This is a genomic window from Methylomonas sp. Uni0011 (assembly GCF_056850255.1).
Genome location: NZ_JBVVNO010000007.1, coordinates 1 through 14441 on the forward strand (window position 1 = coordinate 1; position 14441 = coordinate 14441).

The following is a 14441-nucleotide window of genomic DNA, read 5'->3' on the forward strand; positions in this document are numbered from 1 at the left end:
CAACTACGAAAAATTCAAAACCCAAGAAGCGGCAAAACTGAGCGTGATCGATTATTTGGCTTTTTATAACGGCCGCCGATCGCACTCAACATTGGGCTATCAATCCCCGCTTGAATTCGAGCGGGAACTTTATAGAAACGCTGCCTGATGTGGTGTCCGGTTTTTGTTGACCATTACACCTGGATCGTAAATTCGAGCGGACATTGGCGATGCTTTTAAAGCTAAAAGACCTGCGTCGCCCCGTTAATCCGACACCTTGAAAATGCGCGCGACGTCAGGCCTGACAAGGCTTGCGGCTGGTTAGCGAAATAGTCGCTGTCAAACTTGCCAAATGATTTAGGCAAAATAAGGAGGCAAAATCATGGGTGGGATCGGAAGCGGACGCCGTTACCAAGACGGCAAACAGACGACGGCGGACATGCGGGCCTTGGACGTGCGTTATTTGCATCGCCAAGGCCTGTTGACGCCGGGGCGTACATCAAGTTTGACTTGGTCGCGGTGCGGTAACATCATCGCGTCGATACAAATCGAGGCGCAGGACCAACAGGTCATTCTGCGTTATCGCTGCCAGCCGCTGAATAGCGATTGGGAAAACATGGAATACCCTGTCACGTTGGAAAAAACGGGGTGTCATTTAGGCGGCCAGCGAGTTTGGTTTCGCTGCCCTGCGCAGGGATGCGGCAAACGGGTGGCAATTCTTTATGGCGGCAAAGTCTTTGCCTGTCGACATTGCCACACCTTGACTTATGCGTCTACCCGCGAGGCTAAAGACGACCGAGCCAGCCGAAAAGCCGATAGGATTCGTGAAAAGTTAGGATGGGAGGCCGGTATCTTAAATCCCAATGGCATTAAGCCCAAAGGCATGCATTGGAAAACATTCCATCAGCTTCAGCTTAAACATGATGTATTGGTCAACCAATCGTTAGCCGGGATCATGAAGCGACTTAGGTTGTTTGAAGATGAGTCGCTAGTTTGAAACCAAAAAATCTGTTTCGCAAAAATGGGATAACTTCGCTTGAGCTAAAAATTGTTATCCCGTTTGTTATCCCGAAATCGATTTTTTCAGGATTTTCTCAAAGCGGGAATTTTTAACTTATTGATTTTATTGGTCGGGACGGCGGGATTCGAACCCACGACCACTTGCCCCCCAGACAAGTGCGCTACCAGGCTGCGCTACGCCCCGATTTTGAATAAATAGTGGAAATCATTCTACCATGATTTACGAGCGCGCTATTTCAATAGCTCCAAAATATCTTCCAGCTCGCCTATCATTTGATGGATTAATTGCTTCGTGCGCAGGCTATCTTCCTTAGCGCTACCGCTCGCCAGATGGGCTCTGGCACCACCGATGGTATAGCCTTGTTCGTAGAGTAAGGCACGAATTTGGCGGATCAACAACACATCGTGACGCTGGTAATAACGCCGATTCCCGCGTCGCTTGACCGGACTCAGCTCGGTAAATTCTTGCTCCCAATAGCGCAAAACATGAGGTTTTACACCGCATAAATCACTGACTTCGCCAATCGTGAAATAGCGCTTGGCCGGAATGACCGGTAATTCGTTATTATTACTGGGTTCCAGCATAAGCTTCCACTCGAGCTTTCAATTTTTGCCCTGTTCTAAAGGTAACGACCCGACGCGGCGTGATCGGTATTTCCTCGCCGGTCTTCGGATTGCGGCCGGGACGGCCATTTTTATCCCGTAATTCAAATTTGCCAAAACCCGATATTTTGACTTGTTCACCGCTTTCCAGACTTCTTTTGATTTCGTCGAAAAACAGCTCTACTATTTCTTTAGCTTCTCGTTTATTCAAGCCGAGATCTTCAAACAACTTTTCTGCAATATCTGCTTTCGTTAATGCCACAATCACTCCCTCAATTTTGCATTCAGTTTAGCCGTCAAAGTCTCCAACACCCTGCGAAATATAGCATCAATTTCGGCATCGGTAAGAGTTTGCGAAAAATCTTGCAGTACCAAACTCAACGCCACGCTTTTGCTACCCTCGGCCACACCCTGCCCGCGATAGACATCGAAAATCGACACATCACGAATGGATTGTTCGCCAGATTCAGCGATACAAGCAATAATCGCATCAGCGGATACAGCTTCCGCCACCAACAAGGCCATGTCTCGGCGTACCGACGGAAATTTAGACAAGGGACTGAATTTGGGCACCTTGCGCTGCAAAATTGCATCCTGGTCCAGTTCGAACAAAAACACCGAGCTATCGAAGCCCAGTTGTTTTTGCAATGTCGGATGCAACATTCCCAATAGACCAATCGTTTCTCCATCCTGGTTGAATATGCAAGCTGTCTGCCCAGGATGCAATGCCGGATGCTCCGCTGCCTTGAACACTGCAACGCTGCCGGTAAGGCCGAGCAAGGCTTCCACATCGGCTTTCACATCAAAAAAATCGACTTTCCGAGACTTCTCGCCCCATTGCTCGGCATTCAGGTCGCCAAGTGCTATGCCTGCAAGCATCTTTTGTTGCCGAATCGCGCCGTTTTCATAGCCAAACCGCAGGCCAGTCTCGAACAGCCTCACCCGACTCTGCTGCCGATTAATGTTGTATAGCGCAGCGTTCAACAATCCGCACCACAGGGTGGTACGCATCACCGCTAACTCGGATGAAATCGGGTTCTGGATCCGAATAAATTCATCATCCGGCGCCACCGCTTTTTGCATCGCTTCATCCACAAAGCTGTAGGTGATGGCTTCCTGATAACTACGATCAACCAGACAATCCTGCAATCGATCCAACCCTAGCACCGACTCCGGTGCTTTACCCAATTCAGTACGCATCAATAGATGACTGCTGGGCAAGTTGTTATAGCCATATACCCGGCCAATTTCCTCGAGCAGATCTTCCTCGATTGCGATATCGAAACGAAACCCCGGCGGTGTAATTTCCCATCCGTCTGCGCAAGGCTCAACCCGCATACCCAAGCCGCAGAATAGATCGCGAACTTGGGTGTCGCTATATTGGATGCCCAAGACTTTTTCGATCTGAGAACTACGTAATTTGACTGCCAAGCGGGTCGGTAAGGCTTCAGTGTTGATAGTTTCCGTCACCGGCCCCGGTCTGCCTCCGGCAATTTCCAATATCAATTGCGTCGCGCGCTCGATGGCTCGACGTTGCAAATTAAAATCGACGCCGCGTTCGAAACGGTGTGAGGAATCGGTATGCAACCCGAAGTGTCTAGCCTTACCAGCGACGCTAATTGGATTGAAAAAAGCGCACTCCAGAAAAATATCGCGAGTCTCGGCAAACACCGCGCTCTCTTTGCCGCCCATAACGCCAGCCAGAGCCAACGCCCGATCTTGATCCGCAATTACCAAGGCCTCGCCATCAAGTTCTATGGTCTGATCGTTTAACAACGCCAATGACTCGCCGGCTCGACTGCGTCTGACGACAACGGGCGCCGTCAATTTATCGGCATCAAATGCGTGCAAAGGCTGACCAAGTTCAATCAGCACATAGTTGGTGACATCGACCACCGGGCTGAGACTGCGGATCCCGCTACGGCGCAAGCGCTCCTGCATCCAAAGCGGCGTCTGTGCGGCTGAATCGATACCTTTGATCAAGCGCCCCAAATAAGCCGGGCAAGCTTCCGCAGAGTGGACTTGAACGTCCAAGGTCTGCTGATGTTGCGGTTCGATGACGGCGGAATCGTCGGACAGTAACGTCAAACCATTCAATACTGCGACCTCGCGCGCCACACCTACGACGCTCAAGCAATCGGCGCGATTCGGTGTCAAGCCGAGCTCGATCACGTTATCGTTCAGTATTAGATATTCGCGTATGTCTTGACCTATCGGCGCATCGGTCGGCAGCTCCATCAAACCTTCGGAAGTGGCGGCTAAACCCAGTTCCTTTTCAGAACACAACATGCCAAACGACAACTCACCGCGCAGTTTGGATTCCTTGATTTTGAAATCGCCCGGCAGTACCGCACCAATTAGGGCGGCCGGCACCTTTAAACCCGGCCGAACGTTACTGGCTCCGCAAACAATCTGCAGCGCTTGCTCTTGGCCGACATTGACTTGGCAAACCTTCAGTTTATCGGCATTCGGATGTTGAACGGTTTCCAACACTTCAGCCACTACCACACCGCTAAAATCGGCAGCAACCGGAGTGACCGCATCGACTTCGAGGCCGGCCATGGTCAATTGCGCAACCAATTCGGCAGTGGCGATAGGTGGATTGACCAGCTCCCTTAACCAGGCTTCACTTACTTGCATGATTCCAATCCACCGTTACCTAAACTGTTGTAAAAATTTCAGATCGTTTTCGAAAAACATCCGCAAGTCGTTTATACCGTAACGCAGCATGGCTAAGCGCTCGACCCCCATGCCGAATGCGAAACCGGAATAGGTTTGATGATCGATACCCACGGATTTGAAAACTTCCGGATGAATCATGCCGCAGCCCATGACTTCCAGCCAGCCGGTTTGACTGCAGACGCGACAACCTTTACCGTCACACATTACGCACTCGATATCGACCTCAGCCGAAGGTTCGGTAAATGGAAAGTAAGACGGGCGAAAACGAACTTGAATGTCTTTTTCAAAAAATGCGCGTAAGAATTCAAACACGACGCCTTTCAAATCGGCAAAGCTGACATCGGTATCGACTAAAAAGCCCTCGACCTGATGAAACATCGGCGTGTGCGTCAAATCCGAATCGCAACGGTAGACTCGGCCGGGCGCAATCACTTTTAGTGGCGGCTTCTCGGATTCCATGACCCGAATTTGCACCGGCGAAGTGTGGGTTCTTAGTACCGTATGCGCGTCGAAATAAAAAGTGTCATGCATCGCACGCGCGGGATGGTGTGCGGGAATGTTGAGCGCGCCGAAATTGTGATAGTCGTCTTCAATTTCCGGCCCTTCCACCGCGTTGAAGCCGACGCTAGCGAAAATTCTACTAATCCGCCGCAGGGTAATAGTAACAGGATGCAAACCGGCGGCGGTTTGTCCGCGACCAGGCAGAGTCACATCGATAGACTCGCTCGCTAACCGAGCAGCCAGCTCTGCACTTTCTAAAGCGAGTTTACGCGTCTCGAGAGCGTGTTGGAAAGTGTTTTTGGCATCGTTGACAACCTGTCCAGCGCTACGACGCTGCTCCGGATCCATGCTAGCCAACTCTTTCATTTGCTGGGTGAACAAGCCTTTTTTACCCAGATAGTTGACCCGAACCTGATCCAATTGACCAAGATCCTTAGCCTGTGCAAGCTCATCTAATGCCTGCTTAACGATATCTTCGATATTAGCCGACACGACTCAGCTCACTTTTGTCTGTAATTGATGGGATTTCCCAAGCGATGGATATCCGCCGTCGAAAGGCGGAACTCCCCGCATAGCGGGGAGGATGCGTCAAAACGGTTTCTAAAACCGAATTTGAAAGCAGCTTACGGCTTGCTCTGGTTGGCGATTGCTACCTTTGCAATCTCGCCGAAGGCTTGAATGTCGCGTACGGCCAAGTCGGCCAGTACCTTGCGGTCGATAGCGACATTGGCTTTAGTCAAGCCATTGATTAAGCGGCTGTAGGAAATGCCGAATTGGCGGGCCGCAGCGTTAATCCGCACGATCCACAAAGCGCGGAATTGGCGTTTTTTCTGCTTGCGGTCGCGGTACGCATATTGACCGGCTTTGATGACCGCTTGTTTAGCAACCCGATAAACCCGGCTACGGGCACCGTAGTAACCTTTAGCCAGCTTTAAAATCTTTTTGTGTCTTGCTCTAGCGGTAACACCGCGTTTTACTCTAGCCATTTTTCAATTCTCTCTGCAATGTAATTTAGTCGATCAACTGTATGGCAGCATGCGCGCTACCAATGGCGTATCTGACGGATGCAGGATGGCTGTTTTACGCAGTTGTCTTTTCCGTTTCGTGGTTTTTTTGGTCAAGATGTGGCGTTTGTGCGATTGTTTGCACTTGAAACCACCGGTCCCGGTTTTCTTAAAGCGCTTACCGGCGCCACTATGGCTTTTCAATTTTGGCATTTGTTTTCTCCAATGTTAAAAATAAAGTCCCTGAGCAAAAACTCAATCAGGCAAAATGCTCGGCCCAACCGAATTTTTTCGGGTAAAACCCGATCGGCGCTGCAATCCGGCAACGCCGTACCGTTTAAAAAACGGCAAAATTATTTTTTCTTTTTCGGCCCCATCACCATGACCATTTGCCGGCCTTCCAGTTTGGGGAATTGCTCGACCGCGGCCAACTCTTCCAAATCGGTTTCGATACGTTTCAACAGATCCATACCAAGTTCGCGATGAGTTAGTTCGCGCCCTTTAAACCGTACGGTGATTTTGGTTTTATCGCCTTCGTTGAGAAATTTAATCAAGCTGCGCAATTTGACCTGATAGTCGCCCTCTTCGGTACCCGGTCGAAATTTGATTTCCTTGATCTGGATTTGTTTTTGTTTTTTCTTGGCGGCCTGGAGCTTTTTATTTTGCTCAAACTGGTATTTGCCAAAATCCATGATTTTGCAAACAGGAGGATCGGCGTTGGGTGAAATTTCAACCAGATCCAGGTTCGCATCATAGGCAAGCTGCAAAGCTTCGTTTATTGATACAACCCCAACTTGTTCACCTTCAGCGCCTATCACCCTTACCCGTCTGGCGGTAATCTCGGTATTTAAGCGCGTTGCATCTTTTTTAGAGCTGATACCCTATCCTCCAAGTTGTTATTATTTTCGATCCGCAATCTGCTTTCTCAAACGTTCGCCAAGTTCGCCAATTGACAGACTTCCCAGATCCTCGCCCTGCTGGGTACGCACACTCGCAGTTCGAGTTTCCAATTCCTTGTCGCCGATAATCAACAAATACGGGACACGCTGCATGGAATGCTCGCGGATTTTAAAGCCTATCTTCTCGTTTCTCAAGTCAATTTTGGCCCTAAGACCTTGTTTTTCAAGTTCTAGGCGAACCTGCTCGGCATATTCGGCATGACGATCGGTGATATTCATGACCATGATCTGCACCGGACTCAACCACAACGGAAAGTTTCCGGCGTATTGCTCGATCAAAATACCGATAAAGCGCTCTAACGAACCCAAAATAGCCCGATGCAGCATCACGGGGGTATGGCGCGCACTGTCTTCACCAATGTAACAGGCATCCAACCGCTCCGGCATCGAAAAATCGACCTGGATGGTACCGCACTGCCAAACCCGACCGATGCAATCTTTCAGCGAGAACTCAATCTTCGGACCGTAAAAGGCACCTTCTCCAGGCTGCAACTGCCATTCAAGGCCTTTATTGTTAAGCGCCAACTCCAAAGCACTCTCCGCTTTATCCCATACCGCATCGGCGCCGACCCGATTTTCAGGGCGAGTCGATAACTTAATGATCACTTCGTCGAAACCGAAATCCTTATACACTTCGAACAGCAAATCGATAAAAGTCGATACCTCAGATTGAATCTGATCTTCAGTGCAGAAAATATGCGCATCGTCCTGCACAAAGTTCCTAACCCGCATCAGACCGTGCAAAGTACCCGAAGGCTCGTTACGATGGCAAGAACCGAATTCAGCTAGGCGCACCGGCAGGTCACGGTAACTTTTGATGCCTTGATTGTAAATCTGGATATGACACGGACAGTTCATCGGTTTCACCGCATAATCCCGATTTTCGGAATGCGTGGTGAACATCATCGCACTGAATTTATCCCAATGCCCGGATTTCTCCCACAAAGTACGGTCGACAATTTGCGGCGTCCTAACTTCGCCATAGCCGTTCAGCCGCAACTTCTCGCGAATGTACTGCTCCACTTCTTTGTAAATCGTCCAGCCTTTGTCGTGCCAGAACACCATACCCGGCGCTTCCTCCTGAGTATGAAACAAATCCAAAGCCTTGCCGATTTTGCGATGATCGCGCTTTTCCGCCTCTTCAAGACGGTGCAGATAAGCGGCCAACTCTTTAGCATCACCCCACGCGGTACCGTAAATCCGCTGCAACATTTCGTTTTTCGAATCGCCCCGCCAATAGGCGCCGGCAATTTTCATCAACTTGAATGCTTTTAGCTTACCAGTGCTCGGCACATGGGGGCCGCGGCACAGGTCGGTAAATTCGCCTTGCTGGTAAAGCGACAATTCCTCATTTGCCGGAATCGAAGCGATAATCTCGGCCTTGTATTTTTCACCCAACGCACTAAAGAATTGCACCGCTTCGTCGCGAGCCATCAAAGAACGCTGCACCGGCATATCGGCTGCAGACAATTCCTGCATTTTTTTCTCTATCGCAACCAAATCGTCGGGCGTAAACGATCGCTCGTAAGAAAAATCGTAATAAAAGCCGTTTTCTACGACAGGACCAATAGTAACCTGAGCGCTGGGAAACAACTGCTTAACGGCTTGCGCTAACAAATGGGCAGTGGAGTGACGAATAACGTCCACGCCCTCCTCATCCCTCGCGGTCACAATTTGCAGGGTCGCATCGCCCTGAATCAGATAACTAGCATCAACCAGCTTACCGTCGACCTTGCCAGCCAAGGTCGCCTTAGCCAGCCCGGTACCGATAGACAGAGCCACATCCATCACAGAAACTGCATGGTCGAATTGACGCTGAGAGCCATCAGGCAGAGTTATCACTGGCATTTTTGGATTCCACAATAAAAAAAGCACCGTCGTGCGGTGCTTAGTATTTTGGTAGGCGCGAGTGGACTCGAACCACCGACCCCCACCATGTCAAGGTGGTGCTCTAACCAACTGAGCTACGCGCCTAAAGTCTTGTCGTTCGAGCCGTGCATTATAACGACGTTAAATTTTTGTGCAAGCGTTTTCTGCCAATCCGCTTTAATCCCGACTTACACCGTAGCCGAGACGATAGTACCTGGGCCGGCCGGTGCCGAATTCTGATGCTCGGTGTCACCCTTAAGTTTGTTCAAAAACTCCAACAATGAAGGTTTCTCGCCACCACCGCCACTATCCAAAAGATTGACCAGACGATCAAAATCCTCCCTTAGAGACTTAAATTGATCGGAACTTGCCTGACTCGCGTCACTTAAAGCCGCTATCAAGTTGTCCAAGTTCGCGGAAAAATTTCGATAACCGTGCCAGCCGACCGAGCGAGATCCATAGTCATCACCTTTGCCGCCAGCCCCGGTATTTGCAGCATCTGCAACTTGCGCGAGCGCTCGCCGCAACTCGTGTAAAAAGCCGTGTAGCGCCTTAAACACATCGCCGTGAGCATACTGAGTCGAAGCATCATTCGTTGTGACCGGCGCCGAGCTCGACGCCGAATCGGTCAAAACCTGGTCCGCAGACTCAGTACTGGTCGTGGTGGACGCATTCGCCGTCGCCGCGTTATTCGATAATTGCGAAACCGAATCAAACCCGCTTGAATTGGCGCCGGACGCAGTATCAACCCTCAATCCAACAGCCCGTCCCGAGCCAGCTTGCGTCAATACTTGGCGCAAATCCTGCAGAAATGTCTTTACCAGTTGTCCTATATCGGCGGCTTTTCCTTCGTCCGGCTGGTTTGATCTATCCGATTCATGATGGCTGTCAGCATTTTCAAAAGGAAAACTCAACCCCAAACCCTGCAATGCGTTAACGACGCTCCGCATAAAATAACCGCCACCGTGATGGCGATGACCCTGGGCATGGGGGGATTCAGCAACTGTTTTGGGCTTCGTACCGTCCGGCTTCTCAGCGGCGCTTGCAGCAGAAACAGTGATAGTGGTCTGTGAAATATACAGCGATGCCGAAATTGAATTGATTGTAGCCATGAACACCCCCGCCAACGAAGAAACTAGATCGCTAATCCAGTTTTGGCGGATGGGATAAATAACCTCCGCCGCCACCGAAACCAACCTGACCCTCTAATTAGCGACGAGAATTCTGTGAACTTTAGCAAACAAACGCAAAAAAATTAATTTCGGACTTGACCGAAAACCCTCAATCGCCACCGCCTCCCTTACGCACCATCATGCCTTTCGAGGGGTTGTAGCCGACTATCGCCGCACCGATAAACACTAAAAAAGAAATCGCGGTGAAGATCAGAGCCGATTGATTGAAATGCTGATAAAGCGCGAAGCGGATCAGCTCTACAGCCTGGGAGAACGGATTATATTCAGCCAATGTCGCCAGTAGCGGACTAGACTCCTTGATTTTCCAGAGCGGATATAACGCAGTGGACATGAAAAACAGCGGAAATATCACGAAGTTCATCACCCCGGCAAAATTCTCCAGTTGTTTGATGAACGAGGACAACAGCAAGCCCAGCGCGCCCAGCATCATCCCGCCCAACACCAGCGCCGGCAGTATCCATAGATAGCCGGGCAGCGGCGCCTGGATGTCGTACAACCAAGCGATGCCCAGGAAGGCGTAGCACTGCAGCACGCCGACCGCGGTACCGGCGATCAATTTGCTGCAAAGCAAGAACCAGCGCGGCAGCGGGCACACCATCAACATACGCATACTGCCCATTTCGCGGTCGTATACCATCGACAGCGAGCTCTGCATACCGTTGAACAGCAAAATCATACCCAGCAGCCCGGGAGTGATGTAGACCTCGTACAAGATATAGGTTTCGTAAGGCGGGCTGATCGCAATACCCAGCGCAGCGCGGAAGCCGGCCGCGAACACGAACAACCAGACCAGAGGTCTTACCAGCGCCGAGACGAAGCGCTCGCGCTGGTGCAGAAAACGCAGTAATTCACGACCAACGATGCCGACCAGCGCCCGCCAATAATGCAAAATCCTCATGCCGGCCCGCCTTTGTCGGATTGAGTGAGCTTTTGGAACACCTGGCCCGGATCGGCCCAACCGGTGCTTTGCAATATTTCAGTGAGTTTGCCATTGGCCTTGATTTGGCCTTTGTGAAGCACTATCAGACTGTCGTCGGCGGCAATCTCGTCAATCAAATGCGTCGCCCACAATACCGCGAGACTTTGCTGCTTCACCAATTCGTGGACGTGCTTGACGATAGCCTGCCGACTAGGCACATCCAAGCCGACAGTCGGTTCGTCCAAAAGCAGCAGACTGGGTTTGTGTAACAAAGCGCGAGCAATCTCGACCCGACGCTTGTGGCCGCCGTTCAGTTGCCGGACTTTCTCGCCGCGCCGCTCATACATGTTCAGCCGCTCCAGTTCTTCCTGTATCCGGCGGTCTGCCTGCTTTTTACTGATGCCATGCAACGCGGCATGGTAGCGCAGGTTTTGAGTCACCGACAAGTCGGGGTCCAGCGTAGTCTGTTGAAACACTACCCCTAACTTGGCCAGGGCTTGCAGACTTTGCTTCTTGACGTCGTAACCGCACAGCGCGATGCGCCCTTCCCTGGCGTCGTAAAGCCGGGTAATCAGGGCGAACAAGGTACTTTTACCGGCACCGTTCGGCCCCAGTAAAATCGTGCATTCGCCGGGCTCGACCTGAAACGCGACATTATCCAGAGCCTTCTTGGCACCGTAGGCAAAACTCAGACCATCGATTTGTAGCGCCGACGTCATGGTTTGACCGCTACGCCCCAAGGATAACGCCCCACCGCCACCGACTTGGTTACCTTGTGACTTTCCAGGTCGATGATCGAAATATCGTTGCTGACGCCGTTGGTGGTATACAGGCGCTTTTGGTCCGGTGAAAAAGCCAGATTCCAAACTCGTTGACCGACCAGCAAAAATTTCTCCACCTTGTAATTCTGCGCGTCGATCACCGCGACCCGATTGGCCGGCCCCATCGCTACATAGCCGTAGCGGCGTTGTTTATCGATAGCGATGCCGACCGGCTGCACCAAATCGCTGCTCAAACCGGGTACATCCAGTTTAATATTCTGGACGACTTGCTTGGTTGCGGTGTCGATGATGGTCAACGTACCGGCCATTTCCGAAGTTGCCCAGAGTTGCTGACTATCGTCACTAAACGCCACCGCGCGCGGCCGAGGATCGACCAAGGTATTTTCCTTGATCTGCCGATCGGCAGTGCCTATCCAATGCAGCATATTGGTGGTCTCCGAGGCGCTGACCGTCCATTGGTTGTCAGGGCTGACCGCGATACCTTCCGGCTCGACGCCCACCTTGACCTTAGCCACCGCCTTCTTGCTGGCGATATCAATGACCGTGACTTCGGCATCGTCCTCGTTGGACACGTACATCAGCTTGTCGTCGGGGCTCAGCGCGAAAGTCTCCGGGTCTTCGCCGGAAGGCAATTTACCGCTTTCCTTCAAGCTTGAGCTATCCAGCATGCGGATCGTGTCGTCATCGCTGGTGGCGACGAACAGTGTCTTGCCATCGTGGCTGATCGCAATACCGCGCGGCCTCTGGCCAACCTTGACGGTCTTGACCAACTTGCCTTCGGCGGGATCGACCACAGCAATTGCATTGTCTTTTTCCAAAGTCACAAAAACAGTTTCCGCACTTGCCGCACCGGCGACACAAACGGCCACAGCCATTCCGGCCAGCTTTATCCGACGCATAATGCTTATCCTTGAGTTGCCATAAATCACTTGAGCCATCTCCTCGTTCTTGATCGAGCCAGACCGCATGCTAGACGATCGGCGGGCGGCAAGTTTAACCCGAAGCCAACCAGGATTTCATCCCTTTACAAAAAGGGAAATTTTCCAAATTGAGGATTCGGAAATCTACCGGTGGGTTTCTCCCGGAAAATTCTACTGACAATAAACCTGCTGCACCTTGGAACAATAGCCTTGCTAGGCCGGGAGAGAGAGGATATCAACCGTGCCGATACCGGCAGCACCCAAAAACACGCCAGACAGATCCGTTTAAGCGCATTCTAATCCGTTACGGAAACTTGAATGCAATGCGTACCAAGAGGACTCAACTCATGAAGATCTATTTGATTACGGACCAACAACTCGAAAACATCGAAAAACAACATGACGCACTGACTAAAACCCAAAACATGTGCGATTTGATGCTGGACATTGCCCAACACAGCGAAAACGACAAGACCTTCGATGCGGCCATCGAGTTAGCCACCGGCGAACTGGATAGGCTGGAACGTTATTTCGATTCGTGCGAAGTGGTGTTAGCCCCCTGAAGCCCGCTTCGGCCATTGAGCATTGACGCCCGAAGCAGGCAATCCGGGTTGGTTAATCAACTCCCTTCCACTGCCGGCTCAATCCCCTACTCTGCTCACAACGTTAACACGCGCCCGCTCGCAAGATACTCAGCGAGACTCCTTGCTCATTCCCGCAAGTGGCCGTCCCCCACCGCTATCCATTTATAGGTAGTCAACCCGTCCGGCCCGACCGGACCGCGGACGTGGAGTTTGTCGGTGCTGATACCGACTACCGAGCCCAGTCCATAATCGCCGCCGCCGGATAGCCGGGTCGAGGCGTTGACCATCACCGAGGCCGAATCGACTTGTTCTTCGAATTGCCTTGCCAGCCCCAGGCTTTGCGTGACGATGCCGTCGGTGTGGCCGGAGCCGTAGTGGTTGATGTGATCGATGGCTTGCTGGATGCCGGCGACGATTTTCACCGACAGAATCGGCGCCAGGTATTCGCTGGACCAGTCCTGTTCGGTGGCGGCGGCAATGCCGGGCAATAGTTTCAGGGTTTCCTCACAGCCGCGCAGTTCGATGCCATTTTCAGCAAAGGCTTCGCGCAGTAAGGGCAACAACCGTTCGGCACATTCGGCATCGACCAGCAAGGTCTCCAACGCGTTGCAGACCTGCACGCTCTGGCATTTGGAATTGACTGCCAGCGCCACGGCTTTGTCCGGTTCGGCGTCGGCGGCCAGATACAAATGGCAAATGCCGTCGTAATGTTTGATCACCGGAATCCGGGTGCCTTCGGCGATACGTTTGATCAGGCTTTTGCCGCCGCGCGGAATCAGCACGTCGATGTACTGGTCTTGCTGCAACAGTTCGCCGACCGCTTCGTGGCCCGGCGCGCGGACGATCTGGATGGCGTGTTGCGGCAAGCCGGCGGCCGCCGCGCCAGCGACCATCGCATCGGTCAATACCGCGTTGGTTTGCAAGGCCTCCGAGCCGCCGCGCAGTATCACGGCGTTGCCGCTTTTGATGCAGACGCCGGCGGCGTCGGTGGTGACGTTGGGCCGCGACTCGTAAATCATGCCGATCACGCCCAGCGGTACCGACTTCTTATACACCCGCAACCCGGCCGGATTGGTATGGCCGGTCAGGATACGGTTCAGCGGATCGGGCAGTTGCGCGACTTTTTTCAAGCGCGACAGCATGTAATCGAACATCTTGTCGTCGATGGTCAGCCGTTTGACCATCGCCTCGGTCTGGCCGGCCGCGCGGGCTTTCGCGACTTCTTCGGCGTTGGTTGCCAGCGCCTGCGCTCTAACGGCCTGCAGCGCTTCGGCCATTTTTGCCAGAGCCAAATTACGTTGCGCGTCGGAAGCCGGCGCCAGTTGGCGCGCGGCCAAGCGGCTTTGCCGGGCGATCTCGGTTATGGAAGATGAGTTCATGAGTTGCAGAATGGTTTTCGGTTAAAGGATGTCTGAGAAATCAGCCG

General features: G+C 52.0%; 16 protein-coding genes and 2 tRNA genes. 3 read left to right on the forward strand and 15 right to left on the reverse strand.

Annotated features, from left to right (window positions below):
* Together AC0IM9_RS10470 and AC0IM9_RS10475 are read left to right on the forward strand one after the other, a co-directional pair.
* Window positions 1-148 (forward strand): IS3 family transposase (locus AC0IM9_RS10470; RefSeq protein ID WP_482804069.1); only part of this gene is annotated, 148 nt, incomplete at its 5' end.
* Window positions 149-427: 279 nt separating this feature from the next.
* A complete protein-coding gene (locus AC0IM9_RS10475; RefSeq protein WP_482803959.1) occupies window positions 428-976 on the forward strand; it encodes a hypothetical protein in 549 nt (182 codons plus the stop codon).
* A 130-nt stretch (window positions 977-1106) separates the two neighbouring features.
* Here the strand turns inward: AC0IM9_RS10475 and AC0IM9_RS10480 are convergent.
* The 14 genes from AC0IM9_RS10480 to AC0IM9_RS10545 form a co-directional block, all read right to left on the reverse strand.
* A tRNA-Pro gene (locus AC0IM9_RS10480) sits at window positions 1107-1183 on the reverse strand.
* Window positions 1184-1230: 47 nt separating this feature from the next.
* Window positions 1231-1584, reverse strand: a complete 354-nt coding sequence (locus AC0IM9_RS10485; RefSeq protein ID WP_054761637.1) for a MerR family transcriptional regulator — start codon at window positions 1582-1584, stop codon at window positions 1231-1233.
* Window positions 1568-1864, reverse strand: a complete 297-nt coding sequence (gene ihfA / locus AC0IM9_RS10490) for an integration host factor subunit alpha (protein ID WP_425334030.1) — start codon at window positions 1862-1864, stop codon at window positions 1568-1570. The genes AC0IM9_RS10485 and ihfA overlap by 17 nt, the downstream gene beginning before the upstream one ends.
* 2 nt (window positions 1865-1866) lie before the next feature.
* A complete protein-coding gene (gene pheT / locus AC0IM9_RS10495; RefSeq protein ID WP_482803960.1) occupies window positions 1867-4242 on the reverse strand; it encodes a phenylalanine--tRNA ligase subunit beta in 2376 nt (791 codons plus the stop codon).
* A gap of 15 nt (window positions 4243-4257) precedes the next feature.
* On the reverse strand, window positions 4258-5277 hold the full coding sequence (pheS, locus tag AC0IM9_RS10500; protein WP_482803961.1) for a phenylalanine--tRNA ligase subunit alpha: 1020 nt from the start codon (window positions 5275-5277) through the stop codon (window positions 4258-4260).
* Between the two features lie 131 nt (window positions 5278-5408).
* On the reverse strand, window positions 5409-5771 hold the full coding sequence (rplT, locus tag AC0IM9_RS10505; protein ID WP_140912685.1) for a 50S ribosomal protein L20: 363 nt from the start codon (window positions 5769-5771) through the stop codon (window positions 5409-5411).
* A gap of 33 nt (window positions 5772-5804) precedes the next feature.
* On the reverse strand, window positions 5805-6002 hold the full coding sequence (gene rpmI / locus AC0IM9_RS10510) for a 50S ribosomal protein L35 (RefSeq protein ID WP_054761633.1): 198 nt from the start codon (window positions 6000-6002) through the stop codon (window positions 5805-5807).
* Window positions 6003-6142: 140 nt separating this feature from the next.
* Entirely contained in the window at window positions 6143-6667 is a 525-nt protein-coding gene (gene infC, locus AC0IM9_RS10515) for a translation initiation factor IF-3 (protein WP_140912684.1), read from the reverse strand.
* Between the two features lie 21 nt (window positions 6668-6688).
* Window positions 6689-8596 carry a threonine--tRNA ligase gene (gene thrS / locus AC0IM9_RS10520; protein WP_482803962.1) on the reverse strand — a complete coding sequence of 636 codons (1908 nt, stop codon included), beginning with the start codon at window positions 8594-8596 and terminating at the stop codon, window positions 6689-6691.
* A gap of 49 nt (window positions 8597-8645) precedes the next feature.
* Window positions 8646-8722 (reverse strand) — tRNA-Val (locus AC0IM9_RS10525).
* Window positions 8723-8805: 83 nt separating this feature from the next.
* The gene (locus AC0IM9_RS10530) at window positions 8806-9729 is read right to left on the reverse strand and encodes a hypothetical protein (RefSeq protein ID WP_482803963.1); all 924 of its coding nucleotides are present in this window, start codon (window positions 9727-9729) and stop codon (window positions 8806-8808) included.
* 169 nt (window positions 9730-9898) lie between these two features.
* Window positions 9899-10708: a lanthanide ABC transporter permease protein PedC gene (gene pedC, locus AC0IM9_RS10535; RefSeq protein ID WP_278211666.1), complete on the reverse strand. Its 810-nt coding sequence runs from the start codon at window positions 10706-10708 to the stop codon at window positions 9899-9901.
* Window positions 10705-11448: a lanthanide ABC transporter ATP-binding protein PedB/LutE gene (pedB, locus tag AC0IM9_RS10540; protein WP_278211665.1), complete on the reverse strand. Its 744-nt coding sequence runs from the start codon at window positions 11446-11448 to the stop codon at window positions 10705-10707. Before pedB ends, pedC begins: the two co-directional genes overlap by 4 nt.
* Window positions 11445-12410, reverse strand: coding sequence for a PQQ-dependent catabolism-associated beta-propeller protein (locus AC0IM9_RS10545; RefSeq protein WP_482803964.1), 966 nt, complete (start codon window positions 12408-12410; stop codon window positions 11445-11447). The genes pedB and AC0IM9_RS10545 overlap by 4 nt, the downstream gene beginning before the upstream one ends.
* Before the next feature lie 368 nt (window positions 12411-12778).
* Here AC0IM9_RS10545 and AC0IM9_RS10550 point away from each other — a divergent pair, with 368 nt between their 5' ends.
* Entirely contained in the window at window positions 12779-12994 is a 216-nt protein-coding gene (locus AC0IM9_RS10550; RefSeq protein WP_445370841.1) for a hypothetical protein, read from the forward strand.
* A gap of 146 nt (window positions 12995-13140) precedes the next feature.
* On the opposite strand, the gene AC0IM9_RS10555 is transcribed toward AC0IM9_RS10550, so the two are convergent.
* Window positions 13141-14394: a glutamate-5-semialdehyde dehydrogenase gene (locus AC0IM9_RS10555; RefSeq protein WP_482803965.1), complete on the reverse strand. Its 1254-nt coding sequence runs from the start codon at window positions 14392-14394 to the stop codon at window positions 13141-13143.
* Between the last annotated feature and the right edge of the window lie 47 nt (window positions 14395-14441).